This is a genomic window from Nonomuraea insulae (assembly GCF_042656245.1).
The window spans coordinates 515,388-537,612 of record NZ_JBHSPA010000023.1 but is presented as its reverse complement, the minus strand read 5'-3'; the positions used below and the strand labels follow the sequence as shown (position 1 = coordinate 537,612).

Genomic DNA, 22,225 nt, shown 5'->3' with positions numbered 1-22,225 from the left:
CGAGACTCCTTTTCACTGATAAGCACGGCGGATGTCCCAGACTTCAAGGGCATGGTCGCCGACGGTAATGAGAGACCTGCCGTCCGGGGACACGACGGCGCTTCTCCAGGGGCCGAAGCCCGCAATCACCGGCTTCCCGGTAAGAGTTGGGCCGACCTGCCGGCCCGTTTTCACATTCCAGATCCGTACGGTAGAGCCTGCGCTGATCAGGAGCCTGCCGTCCGGGCTGAAGCTGAGAGACGCGATGACGTCCTCGTACGGGGGCGAAGCGGTGATCTTGATGGGGTTTGAGATCTTCTTCCGCGAGTTGACCGAGAAGAGCTTGATTTCGTGATCATTCGTGGCGGCGGCTAAGACCTTGCCGTTGGGGCTGACCGCGACCAGATCGCACAGGTTCACCGACAGGGGCATGAACGGCCGGCCGGACTTCCGTCGTGTCTTGATGTTCCAGACAGTCAGGTCGTGGTCGGTCGCGAGAAGTTTTCCGGTCTGGTCGAGGAAGGTGACCGGGCCGGCGGCGTTATTGGGGAACGAGGCGCCTATCTGGCGCTGGGTGGTGAGATTCCAGAGCCGGGTTTCATCTTGGTGAGAGGTCGCCAACGTCTGGCCGTCCGGGCTGAAGCTCAGCGAGCCGACGGTGTCGAGCGGCCGGCCGAAGGTCTTGCCGATCTGTTGGTGTGACCGCACGTCCCACAACCTGACCTGGTCAAAGGTGCGCACGTCTACATCTTGACGTCCGTCGTCGGTCGCGGCCAGGAGCCGCCCGTCGGGGCTGAAGGCCATCGTACCGCCGGCTCTCAGCGCCCCGGTGGGCTGGATGGGGGGCCCTGATCCTTGACGTGAAGCGAGATCCCAGAAGTCGATGCCGTCGTCGCCTCCCAGGGCAACGGTCTTCCCGTCCGGACTGAGCGCCAACCCGTAACCGTAGTTCTCGATCGGCAGCCTGACTGTCCGGGGAAACCAGGTCTGCGTCGCGGGAGGCCCGGTTTCGCTGGGGCCTCTCATCAGCCATACCGCCGCGCTGGTAGCGAGCGCGAGAACCACAGTCAGCGGGATGATCACTTTTCGGGACCGAACAAGGCGACGCGGCGGAGGATGTGGCCGATCCATGATCGGCTTTTCGACGAGCGTGGGGGGTGGGGCGACGTTCGTCGATGGACCCGCTGCGGGCGCGATGCCGGAGGACGCGGGGCCGGAGGAGCCGACGAGAACAGCCCCCGGCGAGACGGGCGCTGAGCTGTTCGGTTCGGACGTGGTGGCCAGCAGCCTGAGCCGTTCACGAGCGGCTTCGGCGGTCAGGCGCTCGGCCGAGTTCTTACGCAGCAGCTCGTCCAGGACCGCAGTGAGCCGCCCGGAGTGCCGTTGCGGAGCAGGATCCTGAGTCGCGATGGCAACGAAGAGGGAACTGAGGGTACGGCCCGAGAATGGCGGACGACCCTCCACGGCGGTGTAGAGGGTGGCGCCAAGAGACCACAGGTCGGACGCGGCCGTCGCGGTAAGTCCGCACACCTGCTCGGGCGACATGAAGGTCGGAGTGCCGAGGACGGCGCCAGACATCGTGAGCGCGGGGTCGCCCTCGAGTGCGGCAATGCCGAAATCGGTGACGACGACACGGTCGCCCTCGAGGAGGATATTGGCGGGCTTGAGATCACGATGTATGACGCCTGCGGCATGCGCCGCGATCAAAGCGTCCAGGATCTTCATGCCGATGTCGGCGACGTGGGCGACAGGGAGCCGTCCTTCGCGCTGGAGCAGGTCTTCGAGGGAGCCCCCCTGGATCAGCTCCATGACGATCCATGGGCGCCCATCGTCACCCACGAGACGGTTGTACACCGTCACGATCCCTGGGTGCTTCGACCTGGCAGCCGCCTTGGCCTCGCGCTCCATCCGCGCATACAGGTTGCGCCGATCCTGTTCGGAGACGTGCTCTGGAAGCCGTAACTCCTTGACCGCGACCGGACGCCCCAGCTCCACATCCAGCGCCCGCCACACCGCGCCCATGCCGCCCTTGCCGAGGAGGCCGAGAACGCGATACCGCCCCGCCGAGATCCGCTGAAGATCTTCGCCCACGGGCTTACCGTAGCCGGGCACTTGAGACAAAGAATCCGAATTGGTGGAACTCGTGATGTTTTGCCAGTCATGCCTTCCTCGATGATTCGCCCGCGAGGGACTGTAGGGGTAGGTCCTCGGCTCTGGCCCGTAATCGGTGGTGGCGATAAGTGATCATCTGCCAGGCTGGGCCGTGCTGGAGACGGTGAGCCGCTCCGGGCTGGTTGGAGGCTCCCAAGACTGGAAAGGCTGGGAGTCGTGCCCGCGCCGAGTGCCCCCAAGAGCTTCGTGACCGCGCCGTCAAGATGGTGTTCGACCTGCGTGAGGAGGCCGGAGGCAAGGCCGGGGCGATCGCCCGGGTGGCCGACCGGCTCGGCGTGCACCACGCGGAGGCGGTCTTGAACAGGTATTCGGCGCGAGGGTAGGACAGCCGCCCGCGCCCGGTGGTCGAGTCGATGTCGGCGGCCGCGGGCGTGCGCGGGCCGGAGGTGGGGGCGCGCCGGTCGGCCAGGAATACCGGTCCGGTGGTGCGGCCGGCCAGCAGGCGGGGTAGCAGCCTGGCGGTCGGGGTGGCCCAGTGCACGTACTCGATGGCGCCGCCCTTGGAGACGACGCGGGCGCGGCGGAATTCCAGGTCGAGGTCCTCGACGTTGAGGGTGAGGATCTCCTCGGCGCGGGCAGCCGTGTCGTAGAGGAGTTTCCACAGCAGTCGTTCGCGCAAGGTGTGCGCGGGTCGGTGAACAGTGTCTCCAGCCGGGCGCGCGGGATGGCGCGGTCGCCGCGGCGGGCGGGCTTGCGGCGCTCCAGGCGCCGGGCCGGTTGGTGGCCAGCAGCTCCTGGCGCTGGGCCCAGATGGTGAAGGTGCGCAGGGCGGACAGGTGCCGGTTCCAGGCGGCGGCGGCCGCGGTCGTCCAGCGGTCCATCACCGCGGCGTAGTGCTCGGGGGCCAGGGCGGCGACGGGATGGGCCGGGCCGGTCACGGTGGTCAGCCGGGCGAGGGTCACGGCGTAGCCGGCGCGGGTGGTGGCCGCGGTGATGGAGTCCAGGAAGCGCTCGACCGCCGGCCCGATCTCCGTCGCGGTCGTCGCGCCGGCTGTCGGATTCGGGACGGCCGGGAAAGCGACGACGGGCACGGGCGACCTCCTGCCGGGGCGATGTGACACGCGGCGGCGAACGCCGAGGCGGACACGATCGGATGGCAGTCGGTGTGACAGATAATTTGAGTTCTGTGTCGCATCCACGATGGCGGCGCCGTCGCGGTGGAAGGGGCCCCGGCCAGCCTTCCAGCACCTCACCTGAGGCCGGTGTGTCGTTGGCCGACCGGGGCGGAGCAGGGTCGCGTGCCCACGTCCTATGCGACGGTGGCGGATTCGGCGGGGCGGTTGTAGGTGAGGAAGGCGGCACCGCTGTCGAGCACGGTGTGATCGGTGAGTTTCCAGGCGCGCGGGTCGAAGGTGGCAGTGCGGGAGAACAGCGGGATGCCAGTGCCGACGGTCAGTGCGCCCACTTTGAGAATCAGCTGGTCGATCTGCTGGTAGAGCGCGCCGGCCAGTTCGGCGCCGCCGAGCAGCCAGATGTCCTTGCCGTCCTGGCGTTTGAGGTCGCGTACCGCCTGGGCGGGATCGGTGGCGATCAGTTCGACGGCGGGGTCGGGACTCTTGGTGAGGGTCCGGGAGAAGACCAGGTGGCGCAGGTGAGGGTAGGCGTCGGTGATCCCGGCCTTCAGCCCGATCTCGTAGCTGCGGCGCCCTTCCAGGACGGTGTCGAAGTGGGTGCCTTCGGCGGTGACCGACAGGGCGGTGCGGGCCGGGGCGGGCAGGGTCTCGGGGTAGTGGGCCGCGATGTGCTGGATGTAGTCGGCGGGCAGGGGCCAAAAGCCGTCCGGACCGGTGGGGTCGGCGCCGTCCGGACCGGCGATGAAACCGTCGAGGGTGGTGGCGATGTAGTACACCAGCTTGCGCAACGGGAGGCTCTCTTTCGTGATGTTCGTAGCCGGGGCGGCTGGCCTGGGCGATGGCGGGGGAGTGTCAGGCGGTGTCCGGGGCGGCCCACTCGACGAACTGGACGATCACTCCGTTGGGATCGGTGACCTGGAACAGGCGCTCGCCCCAGGGCTCCTGACGCAGCGGCATGGTGATCTCCACACCGGCGTCACGCAGTCGCGTCTCCTGTTCCTGCAGGCCGCCGGTGAGGGTGAAGGCCAGGATCACGCCGCTGGCGCGCTGCTCGCGCTGCTCGGGCGGCAGCACCGGGGTGCCACGGGCGAGCAGGACGACATCGACCGCGTCGGGGCGGGTTAGGGACGCAAAACCGTCGGCGGCCTGCTGGAGGCTGTAGCCCAGGTGGGCGGTGAAGAACTCCTGGGAGGAGGCGACGTCGTCAACGGTCAGCGAAATGGTGGAGGCGGTGAACTGCACGAGTCTCCTTGGTGCGGTTGAGCGGGGTCAGTAGCTGCGGCGGCGGGGCAGGGAGCGCAGGTGCCGGGTCTGCTGCGACGCGCGAATGCTGTGGGCGGCGGGCGGGCGACGCAGTTCGGTGCCACGCAGCGCGGACCGCTGGGGCAGCTGCGGCTGGGGCACAGGGACGGACTCGACTTCGGGCGGGACGAGGTCGTGAGTGAGCTTGCGCATGGGTGTCCCTTTCGCACTCAGCGTTCTATCCATCGCAAGTTTGCGATGGACGTAAATTTATCCTGACATGTTCGATAGTGTCAACATAAAGATGCTACGAGGGTATGATTGCGACCATGGGCATCCAGACACCCCCCGCGACCACCGGGTTGCGCGAGACCAAGAAGCAGGAGACCCGGCAGCTGATCTCCGACCACGCGACCCGGCTGTTCATCGCCCGGGGCTTCGAGCAGACGACCATCGCCGAGATCGCCACCGCCGCCCGCGTGGCCAAGAAGACCGTCACCAACTACTTCCCCCGCAAGGAAGACCTGGCCCTGGACCACCAGGAGCAGTTCGCCGCCTCCCTGGCCGGCGCCGTCGCCGCCCGACACCCAGGAGAGTCGGCACTGGCCGCACTGCGCCGCGCGTTCGTCGACGCCGTGGCCGCCCAGGACCCCATCGCCGGGTTCTCCGGCCAGCAATTCGCCCGCATGATCGCCAACAGCCCGACCCTGAGCGCCTGCCTGCGTGGCCTGCACGACCAGCGTGAACACCATCTGGTCCGGGCCCTGGCCGAGGCCACCGGCGCCCAGCCCGACGACATCACCGTCCAGACCGCCGCCGGCCTGCTGAGCACCGTCCACCGTGTGCTGTTCCAGCGCATCCAAACCTTCACCCTCGCCGGACACCCCAACGATCAGATCGCCCACGCAATCGCCGCCGAAGCCACCCAAGCCTTCGACCTGTTGGAGCCCGCCCTGTCCGGTTACGGCACCGCCTGACAGGCGCATCCGCGCCCCGTCCCGACCACCGGTTCGGGGCTGCTGGCCGCCCGCCGGGGCCGCATGGAGAGTGGTAGCGATCGCGTAACGCGTTGCGCGTGAGAACGGCCGTTCTGTCACGATCTGGATCGCCAAGATCTGATCATGAAGAACGGCCGTAGGGGTGCCATTGCCAGCAGAATCCGCTTGCGGAGCAGGTCGAGGTTGGTACGGCCGAACATGCGGCAGAAGTTACCTTCAACGGCACCGCTGCTGTGGGGCAGGGTGAGCCCGTTGGTGACGGCGTCTTGGTCACGGCGGATGCCGCAGGCGAAGGTGTGCAGGACAACGTCAGCCCGTCAAGCCAGCGCAATCCCGGGAGGGCACGTTCAGCTCGGGCACACGTTGTGCTCACAGCCAGCCGGGCACCACCAAGATGATCCAGGTAGCGAGCGGAGCGAGGAGCACCATGCTGAAGCCCCACCGCATGAGTCCCTTGTAGACGGCGTCTCGCTTGTCCTCCGGCGAATTCGCGACGACAAGCGCGCCGCTGGTCGAGAACGGGCTGGAGTCGACAACCGAGGAGGAGATGGCCAGGGCGGCGATGAGACCGACCGCTCCGACGGCACTGCCACCGGTGAGGAAGGGCACAGCGAGCGGGATGAGCGCCCCGAGGATGCCGGTGGTGGAGGCGAAGGCGGACACCGCGCCCCCGATCAAGCAGATAATGAACGCGGCCAGCAATGGAGCGCCGATGGTGGCGACCTCGTTGCCCAGCCATTCGATGGTGCCGATGCTCTCCATGACGCCGACGTACGTGACGATGCCGCACACCAGCAGCACTGTGGGCCAGGCGATCTGGTTGACGCTGTCCTTGGCGGACGCCGGTGAGACGAGCGACAGGATCGCGGCCACGGTGATGGCGACCAGGCCGACGTTGAGGTCGAAGAACAGGGCACCGACGGCCAGGACGACCAGGCCGAGCAGCGTCAGGATCCGGTCACGGTCCAAGGCGATGGCCCTTCCTGCCGCGCCGTTCGGCGCGATCGTCGCAGTCGCGGCTCCTCCGCTCGACGATCCCGAGCCCGAGGTGGCGGCGAGGGCCGTGCCGCCTGGGCGGGCGGTGCCCCTACCACTTTCTGCGCTCTCGCCACCGGTGTCATCGACGCGGCGGCCGAGCAGCTCACGGCCGCCCCAGAGAAAGAAGACCACCAGGCTGATGGCGAGGTTGAACAGGAACGAGGCCAAGAACAGCAGCGTCGGGTTGCCGGGCAGCCCGGCCTTCGCGACCACGCCGTTGGTGATGCCGCCGAAGATGCTCATGGGTGAGAAGCCGCCCGCGCTGGCCCCGTTGATGATCATCAAGCCCATCATGAGCGGGTTGATCTTGTAGCGGGTGGCGAAGCCCATCCCTATCGGGGAAATGATCGCCACTGACGCCGGCACCACGGCGCCGATCGCGGTGAGGCAGGCCGTGACCAAGAACATGACCCACGGGATCAGGCCGATGCGGCCGCCCACCGCGCGGATGGCGGCATGGACGAGCCAGTCGACGGTTCCGTTGTTCTTGGCGATGGCGAAGAGGAATGTGACGCCGGCGAGGACGACGAACAGGTCGCCGGGAAAGCCGGCGAAGATCGCGTCGGTCTTCTCTCCGATGTCCGCCCCCGGGAGCACCGAGACACCCAGGACGAAGGCGGCGACGATGGCGAGGGCGCCCAGGTTCACGGGACGCAACGTGGCCAGAAGGAAGATCCCGGCGAGGACAAGGATTGAGATGACTTCTACGGACAAGGAAGCCTCCCGGATCGGGGGGAAGGATCTGTGGATCGTGATGTACGGGGCCTGCCCCGCTGTCCCCGGCGCCAGGGAGTTGTTTCCGGAATGTGAAATCAGGATTCCGATTTGGTGAGTATGTGCTAGCTCACATCCAGCGGTCAAGCCCACCGTGTGATCTTGAACGTCGCCCCGACCGTTGTTGCCGCAGTCTTCGTGCAAGATCCGTTTCGCGCATCCCGCCAGCAGCCGACGTTGGGAGGTACGCTCGCGATGACGTCGGCCGGTCGCCACTTTCCGCAGGTCACTGGCCTGACCAACCGCTCCGGCGGGTGTTGTGCGCTCATGGCGGCGCCGATCGTCGACCACCGTGGTTCATTTCGCCGAGCACAGTCGGGGGATTTGATGTGCCAGGCCATCACGCGAGATCCACTCGTCCGGTCGTGATCCACCCTGCGTCGGGTGCCGGCGTCCGGCAGCGCGTGGCCGGATGATTCTGTCTGGACCGCGTTCAGGCGAATTCTTGGATCAGCCGTGCTGCGGCCGCCTGGAGGTGGGTCACGACTCGGGGGATCGATGCGGAGGTGATCCGGCCTTCCGGGCCCGAAACGGAGATCGCGGTCAGTGTCGGCGCGCCGATGACCGGGACGGCGAGGCAACGGACGCCGGTCTCCTGTTCGGCGTCGTCGATGGCATAACCCCGGTTCCGGGTACGGTCGAGTTCCTTCTCGAGGGCGTCCGGGTCGGTGATGGACCGTGTGGTCGCGGCGGGCATTCCGGCGCGGAGCACGATCTCGCGTGCCGTCTCGGGCGGGAGCTGCGCCAGCAGCGCTTTGCCGACGCCGGTGTCGTGCAGAAAGACGCGGCGTCCTACTTCGGTGAACATGCGCATCGAGTGCCGGGAAGGCACCTGCGCGACGTAGACGGCCATATCGCCGTCGAGCATCGCCATGTTGGCCGTCTCGCCCACGGTCTCCACGAGATCGGCCAGCACTGGGCGGGCCCATGTGCCCAGCTTGCGTGAGGCGCTTTCCCCTAGTCCGATCAGGCGTGGTCCCAGGGCGTAGCTTCGGGAAGGCAACTGGCGAACGTAACCCGAGTCGACGAGCGTTCGAATGATGCGGTAAATGGTGGGCAGGGGCAGGCCCGAGCGGGCGGAGAGCTGGCTCAGGGGCATCTCGCCACCGCCGTCGGCCATCAGCTCCAGAAGGGCGAACGCGCGATGCAACGCCTGCACACGGTTGGGAGAACCCGGATCACGCGACATGCCTCTGCGTCCTCCGGTCGCCGCTGTTCATATTGCACCGAAGCGTAACCTATGCCGGGTGGCAGCGGTGTCCCGGATGCGGAGAGCACCTGACGGCCGGCCCTGGCGATGAAGGCCGCCGGATGCGATCACCATCCCCGTGAGGCCTCAGCGCGTGAGCGGCGCGAACACATGGTTTCGCCGACTCCGGAGAGTCGGTCACGACGATCGTGAGGCGTTGAACCGGGTATGCGGGCTGCGGCAATCAAGAGGGATTTTCCACGATATGGAAAACCATTTCCGTTGACGTTCGCGGCAATCGACAGTTAGGGTTCGTATAGCGGTATTTAGTTTCCGCATTGCGGAAATTTGGGTGTCGGCCAAGTGTGGCCGAGAACCGAAGGGACTCTCATGAGCTATGCCGGCGGCCGTCACTTCCTCCAGATTCCCGGCCCGACGAACGTGCCCGACTCCGTTCTTCGGGCGATGTCGGCACAGACCATCGATCATCGGGGTCCGGAGTTCGCCGAGTTGGGCCGTGCGGTGCTGGACGGGATCAAGCCCGTGTTCGGCACTCAGGGGCCGGTTGTCATCTACCCGGCTTCTGGCACGGGAGCGTGGGAGGCGGCGCTGGTCAACACTTTGAGTCCTGGGGACCGGGTGTTGTGTTTCGAGACGGGTCACTTCGCCAGCCTGTGGCAGGAGATGGCCACCAGTCTCGGGCTCGAGGTCGACTTCGTGCCCGGCGACTGGCGCCACGGCGTGAGCCCCGAGGTGGTCGCCGAGCGGCTCGGGCAGGACACCGGGCACACCATCAAGGCCGTGTGCGTTGTGCACAACGAGACATCGACCGGCGTCACCAGTCGCGTCGCGGAGGTACGGGCCGCCATCGATGCGGCCGCTCACCCCGCGCTACTCCTGGTCGACACCATCTCGTCGCTGGGATCCATCGACTACCGGCATGACGAGTGGGGTGTCGATGTGACGGTTGCGGGCTCGCAGAAGGGCCTGATGCTCCCGCCGGGGCTCAGCTTCAACGCCATCAGTGAGAAGGCGTTGAACGCATCACGCTCCGCGCGGCTGCCCAAGTCGTTCTGGAACTGGCAGCCCATCCTGGCGGCCAATCAACGCGGCTTCTTCCCGTACACCCCGGCCACGAACCTGCTCTACGGCCTGCGTGAGGCGCTGCGCCTGCTCAACGCCGAAGGGCTCGACGCCGTGTTCGCGCGCCACATCCGGCATGCGGAAGCCACGCGCGCCGCCGTGAACGGCTGGGGACTGGAGGTGCTCTGCGCTGACGAACGCGAGTATTCGAGCTCCCTGACCGCGATCATGGTGCCGGAGGGGCATGACGCCGACAAGATCAGGGCGATCATCCTCGACCGTTTCGACATGTCTCTGGGGGCAGGTCTCGGCAAGCTCTCCGGACGCGTCTTCCGCATCGGGCATCTGGGGAGCTTCAACGACCTGATGCTGGCCGGGACGCTCGCCGGGGTGCAGATGGGCCTGACGCTCGCCGGAGTGCGGATCGATCCCACCGGCCTCAACGCGGCGCTCGATCGCCTGCAGTCGCTGTGAAGGACGCGACGATGAGCCCGAAAGATTCGGCGATGACAGCACAAATCGACGGTGTCGGGCTTGCGCACGCGCTGAGCCGCGACCTCGATGGCGAGGTCGCGTTCGACGACTACACACGGCACCTGTTCTCCCGCGACGCGAGCATGTATTCGATCATGCCGGTCGGTGTGGTGTTCCCCAGGCATGCCGACGACGTGGCGGCGGCGGTGCGGGCCGCGGGGGAGGCCGGAGTTCCGGTCGTCCCGCGCGGGGCGGGCACCAGCCTCGCGGGTCAGACGATCGGCCCCGGCTTGGTCCTGGACTTCTCCCGGCACATGAACCGCATCCTCGACCTCGACCCCGAGGCCCGCACCGCGCTCGTCGAGGTGGGCGTGGTGCAGGATCAACTCAACCAGGCCGCGGCCGCGCACGGGCTGATGTTCGGACCGGACACCTCGACGAGCAACCGCGCCACCATCGGCGGAATGATCGGCAACAACTCCGCGGGCAGTGGCTCGCTCACTTACGGGATGACCATCGATCACGTCCGGGCCTTGGACGTTGTACTCGCCGACGGCTCACGCGCCCGGCTCGACCCCGTCGACGAAGCCGAACGCGCGCGTCGTGCCGAGCTGCCCACGCTGGAAGGCCGCCTGTATCGCGAGTTGCCGGAGCTGGTGCGGGCCAACGCCTCAGCCATCGCGACAGGCTTCCCGCCGTTCTGGCGCCGGGCGTGCGGATACCGGCTCGACCGGCTGGCCACGGGCCCGGAATTCGACCTGGCGAAGTTCGTCGTCGGTTCGGAAGGCACTCTGGTCGTCGCGACCCAGGCCCTGGTGGACCTGGTGCCCAAGCCGCGTCGGACGGTGTACGCGGTCGGCCACTTCACCTCGACCGCCGAGGCGATCGCCGCCACCCAGGACGCGTTGTCCTGTGACCCGGCGCAGGTCGAACTGATGGATCGCACCATCCTGGACCTGTCTCGCCAGAAGATCGAGTACGCCGAGCTCGGCAGCATCCTGCAAGGCGACCCGGACGCGCTGCTATTCGTGTCGTTCAGCGGCGACGACGAGGACGAGCTGATCGCCAAGCTCGACCAGGTCACCGAGACGTGGAAGCGCAATTCGCACGGATATCACACGCTGCGGGCGGTGACCCCGTCCCAGCAGACCGCCTTGCTGAAGGTGCGCAAGTCCAGTTTGGGACTGCTCATGGCCGCGAGCGTCGGCACGCGTCGTCCGCTGGCCTTCATCGAGGACACGGCGGTCGACCCGGTGCATCTCGTGGCGTACACCCGCCGCTTCCGGGAAGTGCTCGACAAGCACGAGCTGACGGCGGGCTTCTACGGTCACTGCTCGGTCGGCTGCCTGCACATCCGTCCGTTCGTCGATCTGGCGCAGCCGGATGAGGTGCGCAAGATGCGCGCCGTGGCTGAGGAGATCAAGAACCTGGTCGCCGAGTACGGGGGGGTCAACTCCAGCGAACACGGGGACGGCCTGGCCCGCAGCGAGTTCAACCGGGAGATCTTCGGCGACGAACTGTATGAGGCGATGCGCGCGGTAAAGCGGGTGTTCGATCCGGCCAATCTGATGAACCCCGGCAAAATCGTCGACGCTCCGCCGATGACGGATCACCTCAGGGATGCCGCGTTGCCGCCCGCGAAACCGTTCGACACCCGGCTTCAGTTCGAGGTGGTCGGCGGGATGCGGGGAGCGGCCGACCGGTGCATGAATATCGGGCTGTGCCGCAAGAGCACAACGGGAGCGATGTGCCCGTCCTACATCGCCACGCGCCAGGAAGAGCACTCCACACGCGGCCGGGCGAACGCGTTGGTCAAGGCACTGTCCGAACCGGACCCCCGGGCGGCGCTCGGGGACGAGCGGCTGCACGAGATCCTCGACCTCTGCCTGATGTGCAAGGCCTGTAAGAGCGAGTGCCCGATGAGCGTGGACATGGCCACGCTCAAGGCCGAAACCCTCTCCCATCACCACGACATCCACGGAGTGCCGCTCCGTTCACGGATCTTCGGGTCGATCCGGGCCCTGAACCGCCTCGGCTCGGCCACCGCGCCACTGTCGAACCTGCCCGCACGAGTCGGGGTCCTGCGCTCGCTGCTGGACCGCACGATCGGCATCACCTCGGCACGCCCGCTCCCGGTCTACCACCGCATCAACCTCGTGCGGTGGTTCCGCAAGCATCGCGATCCCCAGGCGCGTGCCGCGCAGGGCACTGTGACATTCCTGGCCGACTCCTTCACCACCTACACCGAACCCCACATCGGCCGGGCCGCCATCGAACTGCTCGAGCAGGCCGGGTGGGGCGTGACTCTGGCCGGCGGGGGCTGCTGTGGCAGGTCGAGCCTGTCCAAAGGGCTGGTCGACGACGCCAAGGCGAAGGCGGGCAAGCTGATCGCCGCACTCGCCGAGACTGACACCCCCATCGTGGGCTGCGAACCATCGTGCCTGTACACGTTGCGCGACGAGCACGTCGCGATGATGCCGGACGACCCCCGGGTACGCCAGGTCGCGGACCGGGTCCGGCAGGTGGAGGAGTTGCTGACCGAGGCCGTCGACGCGGGCCGGCTGCGCTTGCGGGAGGACTCCTGGCTGGCGGGCAGGCGGATCCTCTTCCACGGTCACTGCCACCAGAAGGCGGAGGTCGGCACGGCCGCGACGATGGCTCTGCTGCGCCGTATCCCCGGCGTGGAGGTCGTCGAACTGGACGCCGGTTGCTGCGGGATGGCCGGTTCCTTCGGCTTCGAGTCCGAGCACTATGACGTCTCGATGACCGTCGGCGAGGACCGCCTGTTCCCGGCGCTCGCCGCCGAACCCGAGACCACTGTCGTCGCGGCCACCGGGGTGTCCTGCCGTCAGCAGATCTTCCACGGTGCCCAACGCGATGCGTGGCACCCGATCGAACTGGTGCGTGAGGCTCTTGCCGGCGCAGAGGGAAGCAGGCGCCGATGAGAATCGTGCGATACGACCACGCCGGGCACGTCCGGTCGGGGGTCCTGATCGGTGACGCAGTACACGAGCGGAGCGGGGGGCCGATCGTGGCCGCGCTGCGGGAGGTGACGCTGCTCGCGCCGTGTGATCCCCGGGTGGTCGTCTGCGCGGGGAAGAACTATGGGGAGCCGGACGGGACCGGGCGGCCGAAGCTGTTCCTCAAAGCGGTCAACGCCGTCACCGGACCCGGATCCGCGGTGCGCTTCCCGCCGGATCTGCGACGCCTGGAGTACGAGGGCGAACTGGCCGTCGTGATCGGCAGGACGGCGCACGAGGTGCCCGAGCGGTCCTACCGCGACTACATCCTCGGCTACACCTGCGCCAACGACATCACCGCCGACGACTGGCGAGCGGACGGGCAGTGGGTACGCGCCAAGAGCACGGACGCCTTCTGCCCGCTCGGGCCCTGGATCGAGACCGACGTGGACGATCCCGCCGCGCTGCACATCCGTACGACGGTCAACGGCCGGCTCGTTCAGGACAGCCCCACCAAAGACATGATCTTCGGGGTCGGCGAGCTGCTGGCCTACGTGACCCGCTGGATCACCCTGCAGCCGGGCGACGTCCTGCTGACCGGCAGCCCCGCCGGTGTCGGGCCGCTGTCCCCCGGGGACGTGGTGGACGTCGACATCGAAGGCATCGGCACCCTGACGAATTCCATCGTGTGACAACAAAGGAGTCGCCGTGCGATACGCGGTGAACTGTTCGATCCTGCTGACCGACCTGCCGCTGCTGGAGCGTCCGGCAGCGGCCCGGGCCGCCGGGTTCGACGCCGTCGAGTTCTGGTGGCCGTTCAGCACCTCCGTGCCCGCCGACGGCGAGGCCGACGCGTTCGTACGAGCCATCGACGACGCGGGCGTGCGACTGGTCGGGCTCAACTTCGCCGCGGGAGACATGCCCGCCGGCGACCGCGGACTGATGTCGTGGCCCGGACGGGCCGCGGAGCTGCGGGACAACATCGCGGCGGTCGCGGACATCGGCCGGCGGCTCGGATGCCGGTCCTTCAACGCCCTGTACGGCAACCGCGTGGCGGGCGCCACCGCCGGGCAACAGGACGACCTCGCCGCCGAGCACCTCGCGCTGGCCGCCTCGGCGGTGACAGGCACTGTCCTCCTCGAACCGGTCAGCGGCGCCGACGCCTACCCGCTCAAGACGGCCGCCGACGCCGTCGCGGTGATCGAGCGGGTGGCCGGAGACAGCGGCGTCACCAACATTCGCCTGCTGGCGGACCTCTACCACCTGTCGGTCAACGGAGACGACGTCGACGCGGCGATCAGCGCGTACGCCGACCGTATCGGTCACGTTCAGATCGCCGACGCCCCCGGACGCGGTGAACCGGGCACCGGCGACCTGCCGCTCGACCGTTGGCTGGCCGCCCTCGAGCGAACCGGTTACCGCGGCTGGACCGGTCTCGAGTACCGCGCTACCGGCGGGGATCCGTTCGCCTGGCTGCCCCGCGACCGTCGCTCTGTGACAACCGCCACGCGCTGAAGGAGAACTCGTATGACCGCCGTCACCGTCATCGGGCTTGGCATCATGGGCGGCCCGATGGCCGCCAACCTGGTCAAGGCCGGTTTCGACGTCACCGGATTCAACCGGAGCAAGGCCAAGGTCGACCAATTGGTGGAGCAGGGCGGCCGCGGGGCCGCCGGCATCGCCGAGGCCGTTCGGGAGGCGGATGTTGTCATCACCATGCTGCCTGACTCACCCGACGTCGAGGAAGTCGTGCTCGGCGCAGACGGGATCCTGGCACACGCGCCGACCGGCAGCCTCTGGATCGATGCCAGCACGATCCGCCCCGACGTCAGCGTGCGGCTCGCCCAGGCCGCTGCCGCCCAAGGTCTGCGCGCCGTGGACGCCCCGGTCTCCGGTGGTGAGAGCGGAGCGATCGAGGCGAGCCTGTCCATCATGGTCGGTGGCGGCGGCGCCGAGTTCGAGGCCGCCCGCCCGGTCCTCGAGGCCGTCGGGTCAACCGTCGTGCACGTGGGACCCACCGGTTCGGGGCAGACCGTCAAGGCCGCCAATCAGCTCATCGTCGCGGGCACCATCGAGCTCGTCGCCGAGGCCATCGTGTTCCTCGAAGCCCATGGTGTGGACACCGAGGCCGCGGTCAAGGTTCTCGCGGGCGGCCTGGCGGGCAACCGGATCCTCGACCGCAAGGCCGCCGGGATGCGGGCCCGTACCTTCCAGCCCGGATTCCGGATCGACCTGCACCACAAGGACATGGGCATCGTCACCGCCGCCGCCCGGGAGGCGGGCGTCGCGATCCCCCTCGGTGCCGCCGTCGCCCAGCTGATGGCCGCGGCACGCGCGCAAGGACACGGGAACCTCGACCATTCCGCTCTGCTGCTGATCGTCGAGCAACTATCGGGCCGTACGAACCGCTAGGAGACCTGCCATGCCACGTATGCGAACCGTCGACGCAGCGGTGAAGATCCTGGAACGCGAGAACGCCACGCAGACCTTCGGGCTGCCGGGCGCGGCCATCAACCCCTTCTACTCCGCGATGCGGGCGCACGGCGGCATCAAGCACATCCTCGCACGTCACGTCGAGGGCGCTTCGCACATGGCCGAGGGATACACCCGCGCCCGCGCCGGAAACATCGGCGTGTGCGTCGGCACGTCCGGTCCGGCGGGCACCGACATGATCACGGGTCTGTACTCGGCGTGGGCCGACTCCATCCCTATTCTGTGCATCACCGGACAGGCGCCGGTCTCACGCCTGCACAAGGAGGATTTCCAGGCGGTCGACATCGCCTCCATCGCCAAGCCCGTCACCAAGATGGCCATGACCGTCCTGGAGCCCGGGCAAGTGCCCGGCGCCTTCCAGCAGGCCTTTCACCTGATGCGGTCCGGTCGTCCCGGCCCGGTCCTCATCGACCTGCCGGTCGACGTCCAGCTCGCCGAGATCGAGTTCGACATCGACGCCTATGAGCCGCTGCCCGTCTACAGGCCGGCCGCGACCCGCGCGCAGGCGGAGAAGGCCCTTGACATGCTCACCGCGTCCGAGCACCCGCTGATCGTGGCCGGTGGCGGCGTCATCAACGCCGACGCCGCCGGTCTGCTCGTCGAGCTCGCCGAACTGCTGGACGTGCCGGTAGTGCCGACCCTGATGGGCTGGGGAGCGATCCCGGACGACCACCGGCTGATGGCCGGCATGGTCGGGCTGCAGACCTCGCACCGGTATGGCAACGCGACGATGCTCGCATCGGACTTCGTGCTCGGCATCGGCAACCGGTGGGCCAACCGCCACACTGGTGGCCTGGATACCTACACCCGCGGACGCACGTTTGTGCACATCGACATCGAGCCCACCCAGATCGGCCGGGTCTTCGCTCCCGACTACGGCATCGTCTCCGACGCCGCCGCGGCCCTGGAGCGGCTGGTCGAGGTCGCACGCGACCGGAGTGAGGCGGGGCTGCTGCCGGACCGCGCGGACTGGGTCGCCGAATGCCGCGAACGCAAGCGCACCATGCACCGGCGCACGGACTTCGACAACGTGCCGATGAAACCCCAACGGGTCTACCAGGAAATGAACAGGGCATTCGGCAGGGACGTGCGCTACGTGTCCGCGATCGGGCTCTCCCAGATCGCCGGCGGGCAGTTCCTGCACGTGTACGCGCCACGCCACTGGATCAACTGCGGCCAGGCCGGTCCACTCGGCTGGACAGTGCCGGCGGCACTTGGTGTGCGCGTGGCCGAGCCCGACGCCACCGTCGTCGCCCTGTCCGGCGACTACGACTTCCAGTTCATGATCGAGGAACTCGCGGTCGGCGCCCAGTTCAACCTGCCCTACATACAGGTGCTGGTGAACAACTCCTACCTCGGCCTCATCCGCCAAGCCCAGCGCGGCTTCGACATGGACTATCACGTGCAACTGGCATTCGACAACGTGAACTCCCCCGACCTCGAGGGATACGGTGTCGACCACGTCAAGGTCGCCGAAGGGCTCGGCTGCAAGGCCATCCGCGTGCGTACGGCGGGCCAACTGCCGGAAGCGTTCGAAGAGGCCGTCAAACTCATGGCGGAGTTCCGCGTCCCGGTCATCGTAGAGATCATCCTTGAGCGCGTCACGAATATCGCCATGGGAACCGAGATCGACGCGATCGTCGAATTCGAAGACCTGGCCGATGCCGAGCTCGAGTCGTACCCCGCCTCCCTCGACCGATGAGCAGCGCACCGACCTCGGGCGCGAGGCTCACGGGCCGCCTGGAGCCGGGCTGGTCATGTCCAGGCGGAACTTAGGTGAACTGACCGGGTCGAAGGTGAGCGTTGGCTCGCGATCTCGACCACCAGCCGCTCGCCGGAGTGGGCCACCACGGAAGCCGGCCACAGCGAGAGTTCGACGGGAACGCACTCGCCCGGGAACGCTCGCGACTCGGGCCGTCTACAAGGAAGACGCCGAGGGCCGGCGACTGCATCACATCACCCTCCGGTCGCCTAGGATCGTGTGGCGTTTGATCCGGCCAAAGTACTCATGGTAATTCGACGTCGAACGCCCGCTCAGACTGGGGTCGGCCACTCGGCCCGGTGCCGCGTCATTTCGGGCACCGTGAAGTGCGCCGCACCCGACCCCGCCAGGTATGCCGTCACCGAGGTCGGCGCCACGTCCGGATAATCCGCGTTGCGTATGTCCCGCAGCGAGGCCGTCCCGTCGAACATGGCCACCTGATGCTGCAAGGCTACATACTCCACGATGCTGGACGCCGTGTATTGTCGGCGCACGACTTCCGCACGCAGGTCCTGGAGTGTGCCCTTGCGCACCAGTTCCCATCGCCGCCCGGAAGCCGCCTCGACTTCGTTGCGCAGCTCCAGCATGGACAACTGCTGGCCGACCACGTGTACGTCGCGGCCCGCGGTCTTCGGGTCGAGTGCGATCGCAGCCGTGAACGCGGCGGTGTCCGGGATTGTGGTGATGTCGATCGGGCGCGTACCGTCACCCCACACCGAGAACGTGCCAGCCGCTGGGTCGAGCACCTCGTGGACCGGGCCGAGGAAGTATTCCGGGAACGCGCCGATCGCCACCGATGTGCGTGCGACAGTCGAGGTAGCGAACGCGTCCGCGAATACGCGGCGCAGGTCGGACAACACGTTGACGCCGTAGCTGTAGCCGTAGAGGTTGGTCGAGAAGTCCGACGGGATCATCCGGTGCACGCCGGCCCGCTCCGCGGCCCGCAGCAGTTCCTGTTGCCCGTCGATGATCACTTCTGGCCCGCCCTGGACTGCGGACACCACAACCTCTACGCCGTCGAGGTATTGCTGAAGCGTGTCCGCGCCGCCTGTCAGGTCGCCGATGCACGGCGTCAGGTTCGGGTGCGCCGTCACCTTGTTCACCGAAGACTTCCGGACCAACGCGCGCACATCGGCGCCTCGATCCAGCAGATTCTCCACGATCAGGCTGCCGAGGCTCCCGGTCGCGCCTGCCACCAAAACTGTCGTCACTACCGTTGCTCCTTGTCTGACATGTTTATCGATCACGTACCGGCGGGCAAGCGCGTGTGCCGGGGGATACTGCCGAACTTGCCGGAGTGGAAGTCGCGGTACGCCTGTGCGATCTCGGCCTGGGTGTTCATCACGAACGGGCCGCTGGCAACAACGGACTCGCCGATAGGCCGGCCGGCGAACAACAGCACCTTGGTCTGTTCGTCAGCGTCGGCAGTGGCCAGGGTCAGCGAGGTCGGCTGGCCCGGCCGAGACACGGGATCGGACCAGGCGGTCTGCCCGGCTCGCGCGGTCCGGCCGCCGACCGTCAGCCGACCCGACATCACGTACGCGAAAGCGCGGTCGCCCCCGTCGAGCACCTGCCGATATTCGGTCCTCGGATCGAGCGTGATCACCATGCCCAGAATCGGCCATTGGTTGACTGCCGGCCCGCGCGCCGCCCCGGTCTCGCCCGAGATCACCTGAACCAGTACGCCCGGCTCGGTGTGCACGGCGTGCTGGCCGGCCCGCAGGTCCTGATAGCCGGTGGGTACGAACTTCTTGCGCGCCGGCAGGTTGAGCCACATCTGGATCACATGCGCGTGTTCCGCGCGTGCAGCGACCTCGCGGTGAATGACACCCTGCCCTGCGGTCATCCACTGCACGTCTCCTGGCCCGAGCACTCCGGAGTTCCCCATGCTGTCGCCGTGCTCCAGGGCCCCGTCCAGGATGAGGGTCACGGTCTCCATCCCGCGGTGCGGGTGCCAGTCGAACCCCGGCTGATTGACCAGTTCCTCTCCCATGAGCAGGAACGGATCGGTCCAAGAGTTGTTGCCGGGTGCAATGATCAGCGTGCTTCGAGCGGACATGGCGGTCGGGCCGAGATCCACTGTGTCGAGAACCCGATCCACCCGCCGGGCCACCAGCGCGGTTTGCGCGGTCATAATGCCCCCTCCTCGTCGGTCAGAAAAAGCCTCCCGCTTGCCGAGCCGATTGGCAAAGGTGGCCAAAGTTACTTACTATCGAGAAGTGACTAGCCCACCCAGCGCTCCTGTCGATGAGGAGAACTGCCACCGCATCCTGCGTGCGATCGACATCATCGGGGTTCGCTGGATCGGGCCGATCCTGCTCGCCGGGGCTCGGGGCGCCCGTCGGTTCAAGGAGTACCGCGCTCTGGTTCCGGGCATCTCGGATCCACAGCTGACACTCCGGCTCAAGCAGCTACAGGGCCGCGGGCTCATCGAACGCACTGTCATTCCCAGCACACCTGTCCAAATCATGTACGCCCTCACGGCCGACGCCGAAGCGCTGATCTCTGCCCTTCAGCCGTTGGCGCAGTGGAGTGAGCAACGTGACCAGCCCGAACGCGACGCCACCGAGCGACAATGACCTACTAGGTCGCCGATCGGCTAGCGATCCGCGACCTGGTCGACGCCTACGCCCATCTGGCGGACCGACGCGACGCCCAGGGACAGGCGCTACTCGTCATCGACGACGCCCGCGTCGGTCACGGTCGGCGAGCCCAGGGTAGAGGCGGCCGACACGAACGCCACTGTCTCGGCAGCCGAGCGGTCTGACTACCCGGCTAGGCCGCGCAACAAGCCCTCGAAGTCCTGTTCGCCGTCACGGGTCTGGGCGCCGCGGGCCAGCCCGGCGCCCATGAGCTGCGCCGTGGCGGAGCTGAATACGAGCCCGGCCCAGGCATCGTTCTCCCGTGCCAAGCCATCGGCATGATCGCTGGGGATGATGGCGTGCTTGGCCGCCGCGACGACGCCGTCCGGCAGCGCGGCAATGTTGCGGGCGAGGCGGTTGACGAACTCGTCGAGCTCGTGCGCGGGCAGAGCACGGTTGACCCAGCCGTAACGCTCGGCGGTCTCGGCGTCGAGCAGGTCGGCGCCGAGCACGAGTTCCAGGGCGCGGTTGCGGCCGACGCGCTCAGTGAGGTACTGCGTGGCGCCTCCGCCGGGGACGATGCCCATGAGGGCTTCTACCTGGCCGAGCCCAGCCCTGCCGATCGCTGCGAACGCCATGTCGGCGGCCACGACGAACTCGGCTCCGCCGCCGCGCGCCTTGCCGGCGAGCTTGACGATGGTCACCTGGGGCTGGTGGCGTAGCTGCTCCCCTACGGCCTGGAAGACATTGACGTGTTCCGGCAGGTCGGCCATGAGCCCGGCGAGATCCTCCGGGGTGAGGGTCATGTCGACGTGGGCAAGGAAGAAGTCCGGGTCGGCGCTGTCGAACACGATCACGTGTACGGTGTCGTCACCGGCCAGCGTGGTGAGCAGGTGCCGCAGGTCGGTCATGACGGCGACGCCGAGGATGTTCATCGGCGGGTTGTCGATCGTGACGTGCGCGACCCCGTCGTTCCGGCTGACCCGCAGAGTCTGGTACTCGTCGTGGTTCATCTGGTCTCCTTAGGTATCTGGCAAGACCTTGGTTCCTGTTGTATACCTACTGTTAAACCCATGATGAGCTGCGTCAATAACGCACTTCAGACATCCCAGGGATCGTGGAGGATACCGCCATGGCCGCTTCTGAGACCGTTTACCGGGCTATCGCCGAGCAGGATCTTGTGTTCCGGTCCGATTGCGCGAGCCGGCCGATCCTCGATCAGATCGCCGACAAGTGGTCGATGATGGTGATGGCGGTCCTGGCCGAGCCGCGCCGGTTCAACGAGATCAAGCGCCGCCTCGAAGGCGTGACTCAGCGCGTGCTCACGCAGACCCTGCGCCGGCTCGAACGCAACGGGATGGTCGAGCGCCGGGTGCTGCCGACCTCGCCGGTCGGCGTCGAATACTCGTTGACCCCGCTCGGGGAGAGCCTGCGTGAGCCGTTCGGCCGCCTCTACGACTGGACAGTCGCCAACGCGCCCGAGATCCAAGCACGCCAACGCGATTTCGACCAGCGCGCTCAACCCTGACGCCGGAGCCGAAGCCGGGCCGGAGCGAGCGCCGCCCTGCTCAAGGCCTGCACGCCGATCTACGACCGGTGTGGCTACCTGCTGCTCTACGGGCAGGTGCCCGGCGAGCCGTACATCGGGATGACACCCTGGCTAGCTCAGTCACCAGGTAAACACGCTCGTGATCCAAGACACGCTCGCCCTCACCGGAGTGGCAGGCACGTGCTCACCGACGCCGACCGGCGAGGCCTGACTCCGATCTCCCATTCGGACATGAGCCTGTATGGCGAGAGCCAGTTACGGACCGACCGCCGCCTGGACCTGATCGACCTGCCGACTGTGGGACGCTGAGGAGCTGTCACCTCATGGCGACGATCATCGTGATGAGGTGGAACGCCCAGTATGCGGCTCGTGCGCAGGGGCGCTGCCGCGTCTGGCCGAGGCCGTCCGCCAGATCCGGCCAACGACCTGCCGCTGGAGGATCCATGCCTGAGCGCCTGAGATGGCAACCTGGCTATCCAGAATGCCGCTTGCCCCATCCGCGCCGTAATCTGCTTGCATGATCTTGCATCGGTCTCCCCAGTTCTTCCCTTTCGTGATCACGGGTGAGTATGGGGTTGCCGTAGCATCCGCCGAACATCCAACACATTTGGCTGACCAGCGGAAATGCTGACCTGAGACCCAGTGGCTCATCCCGGATCCGACGCCGATGGCGCCGTGGCATTCGCCTCATCGTGGTCGCGAAGCATGCGCAGGACGGTGGCCGGGGAGGGGTGCCGGCCCTCCTTGCCGGATGCGGACCGTGTCCCGGGAACCGCGGCGAAGGTTCCCGTTCAGGAGAGCGAGGGGGAATCCGGCGCTGGTGGGGCAAACCTGGCGGGCGGGTGAGCGCTGCGGAG

General features: G+C 67.5%; 19 protein-coding genes and 2 pseudogenes. 10 read left to right on the top strand and 11 right to left on the bottom strand.

The genetic code is table 11. The annotated features are described in order from the left end of the window. Nucleotides 1–12 precede the first annotated feature (12 nt). The 5 genes from ACFPZ3_RS20220 to ACFPZ3_RS20200 form a co-directional block, all read right to left on the bottom strand. The gene (locus ACFPZ3_RS20220) at nucleotides 13–2,070 is read right to left on the bottom strand and encodes a WD40 repeat domain-containing serine/threonine protein kinase (RefSeq protein WP_379515702.1); all 2,058 of its coding nucleotides are present in this window, start codon (nucleotides 2,068–2,070) and stop codon (nucleotides 13–15) included. A 67-nt stretch (nucleotides 2,071–2,137) separates the two neighbouring features. Further along, nucleotides 2,138–2,770 (bottom strand): tyrosine-type recombinase/integrase, encoded by a 633-nt coding sequence (locus ACFPZ3_RS20215; protein WP_379515701.1) that lies wholly within the window; start codon nucleotides 2,768–2,770, stop codon nucleotides 2,138–2,140. Between the two features lie 630 nt (nucleotides 2,771–3,400). Next, on the bottom strand, nucleotides 3,401–4,012 hold the full coding sequence (locus tag ACFPZ3_RS20210) for a dihydrofolate reductase family protein (protein ID WP_379515700.1): 612 nt from the start codon (nucleotides 4,010–4,012) through the stop codon (nucleotides 3,401–3,403). Nucleotides 4,013–4,076: 64 nt separating this feature from the next. Then, nucleotides 4,077–4,466 carry a VOC family protein gene (locus tag ACFPZ3_RS20205; protein WP_379515699.1) on the bottom strand — a complete coding sequence of 130 codons (390 nt, stop codon included), beginning with the start codon at nucleotides 4,464–4,466 and terminating at the stop codon, nucleotides 4,077–4,079. 27 nt (nucleotides 4,467–4,493) lie between these two features. Further along, on the bottom strand, nucleotides 4,494–4,679 hold the full coding sequence (locus ACFPZ3_RS20200) for a hypothetical protein (protein WP_379515698.1): 186 nt from the start codon (nucleotides 4,677–4,679) through the stop codon (nucleotides 4,494–4,496). 116 nt (nucleotides 4,680–4,795) lie between these two features. On the opposite strand from ACFPZ3_RS20200, the gene ACFPZ3_RS20195 reads away from it, so the two are divergent. Then, a complete protein-coding gene (locus tag ACFPZ3_RS20195) occupies nucleotides 4,796–5,443 on the top strand; it encodes a TetR/AcrR family transcriptional regulator (protein WP_379515697.1) in 648 nt (215 codons plus the stop codon). A gap of 390 nt (nucleotides 5,444–5,833) precedes the next feature. Here the strand turns inward: ACFPZ3_RS20195 and ACFPZ3_RS20190 are convergent, their stop codons facing one another. Together ACFPZ3_RS20190 and ACFPZ3_RS20185 are read right to left on the bottom strand one after the other, a co-directional pair. Then, a complete protein-coding gene (locus ACFPZ3_RS20190) occupies nucleotides 5,834–7,567 on the bottom strand; it encodes an SLC13 family permease (protein WP_379515696.1) in 1,734 nt (577 codons plus the stop codon). A gap of 142 nt (nucleotides 7,568–7,709) precedes the next feature. Next, nucleotides 7,710–8,465, bottom strand: coding sequence for an IclR family transcriptional regulator (locus ACFPZ3_RS20185; RefSeq protein WP_379515695.1), 756 nt, complete (start codon nucleotides 8,463–8,465; stop codon nucleotides 7,710–7,712). 390 nt (nucleotides 8,466–8,855) lie between these two features. On the opposite strand from ACFPZ3_RS20185, the gene ACFPZ3_RS20180 reads away from it, so the two are divergent. The 6 genes from ACFPZ3_RS20180 to gcl are packed head-to-tail and all read left to right on the top strand — an operon-like array spanning nucleotide 8,856 to nucleotide 17,177. After that, nucleotides 8,856–10,022, top strand: a complete 1,167-nt coding sequence (locus tag ACFPZ3_RS20180) for a pyridoxal-phosphate-dependent aminotransferase family protein (protein WP_379515694.1) — start codon at nucleotides 8,856–8,858, stop codon at nucleotides 10,020–10,022. 32 nt (nucleotides 10,023–10,054) lie between these two features. Next, a complete protein-coding gene (locus tag ACFPZ3_RS20175; protein ID WP_379515693.1) occupies nucleotides 10,055–12,967 on the top strand; it encodes an FAD-binding and (Fe-S)-binding domain-containing protein in 2,913 nt (970 codons plus the stop codon). Beyond that, nucleotides 12,964–13,674: a fumarylacetoacetate hydrolase family protein gene (locus tag ACFPZ3_RS20170; RefSeq protein ID WP_379515692.1), complete on the top strand. Its 711-nt coding sequence runs from the start codon at nucleotides 12,964–12,966 to the stop codon at nucleotides 13,672–13,674. Before ACFPZ3_RS20175 ends, ACFPZ3_RS20170 begins: the two co-directional genes overlap by 4 nt. Before the next feature lie 16 nt (nucleotides 13,675–13,690). Continuing rightward, on the top strand, nucleotides 13,691–14,497 hold the full coding sequence (locus ACFPZ3_RS20165) for a hydroxypyruvate isomerase family protein (protein ID WP_379515691.1): 807 nt from the start codon (nucleotides 13,691–13,693) through the stop codon (nucleotides 14,495–14,497). 12 nt (nucleotides 14,498–14,509) lie between these two features. Next, the gene (locus ACFPZ3_RS20160; RefSeq protein WP_379515690.1) at nucleotides 14,510–15,394 is read left to right on the top strand and encodes a 2-hydroxy-3-oxopropionate reductase; all 885 of its coding nucleotides are present in this window, start codon (nucleotides 14,510–14,512) and stop codon (nucleotides 15,392–15,394) included. A 10-nt stretch (nucleotides 15,395–15,404) separates the two neighbouring features. Then, nucleotides 15,405–17,177: a glyoxylate carboligase gene (gcl, locus tag ACFPZ3_RS20155; protein WP_379515689.1), complete on the top strand. Its 1,773-nt coding sequence runs from the start codon at nucleotides 15,405–15,407 to the stop codon at nucleotides 17,175–17,177. 53 nt (nucleotides 17,178–17,230) lie between these two features. Here the strand turns inward: gcl and ACFPZ3_RS20150 are convergent. From ACFPZ3_RS20150 to ACFPZ3_RS20140, 3 genes and pseudogenes are all read right to left on the bottom strand, one after another. Beyond that, nucleotides 17,231–17,359: pseudogene (locus ACFPZ3_RS20150) on the bottom strand (hypothetical protein); the annotation flags it as partial. A gap of 150 nt (nucleotides 17,360–17,509) precedes the next feature. Beyond that, nucleotides 17,510–18,448, bottom strand: a complete 939-nt coding sequence (locus tag ACFPZ3_RS20145; protein ID WP_379515688.1) for an NmrA family NAD(P)-binding protein — start codon at nucleotides 18,446–18,448, stop codon at nucleotides 17,510–17,512. A 32-nt stretch (nucleotides 18,449–18,480) separates the two neighbouring features. Further along, entirely contained in the window at nucleotides 18,481–19,371 is an 891-nt protein-coding gene (locus ACFPZ3_RS20140) for a pirin family protein (RefSeq protein ID WP_379515687.1), read from the bottom strand. Between the two features lie 85 nt (nucleotides 19,372–19,456). On the opposite strand from ACFPZ3_RS20140, the gene ACFPZ3_RS20135 reads away from it, so the two are divergent. Continuing rightward, nucleotides 19,457–19,816 carry a winged helix-turn-helix transcriptional regulator gene (locus tag ACFPZ3_RS20135; RefSeq protein ID WP_379515686.1) on the top strand — a complete coding sequence of 120 codons (360 nt, stop codon included), beginning with the start codon at nucleotides 19,457–19,459 and terminating at the stop codon, nucleotides 19,814–19,816. Nucleotides 19,817–19,839: 23 nt separating this feature from the next. Continuing rightward, nucleotides 19,840–20,004 (top strand): annotated as a pseudogene (locus ACFPZ3_RS20130) (hypothetical protein); the annotation flags it as partial. On the opposite strand, the gene ACFPZ3_RS20125 reads toward ACFPZ3_RS20130, so the two are convergent. Continuing rightward, complete coding sequence (locus tag ACFPZ3_RS20125) at nucleotides 20,005–20,832, bottom strand: enoyl-CoA hydratase/isomerase family protein (RefSeq protein WP_379515685.1); 828 nt, start codon at nucleotides 20,830–20,832, stop codon at nucleotides 20,005–20,007. 119 nt (nucleotides 20,833–20,951) lie between these two features. On the opposite strand from ACFPZ3_RS20125, the gene ACFPZ3_RS20120 reads away from it, so the two are divergent. After that, complete coding sequence (locus tag ACFPZ3_RS20120; RefSeq protein WP_379515684.1) at nucleotides 20,952–21,347, top strand: winged helix-turn-helix transcriptional regulator; 396 nt, start codon at nucleotides 20,952–20,954, stop codon at nucleotides 21,345–21,347. Nucleotides 21,348–22,225 lie beyond the last annotated feature (878 nt).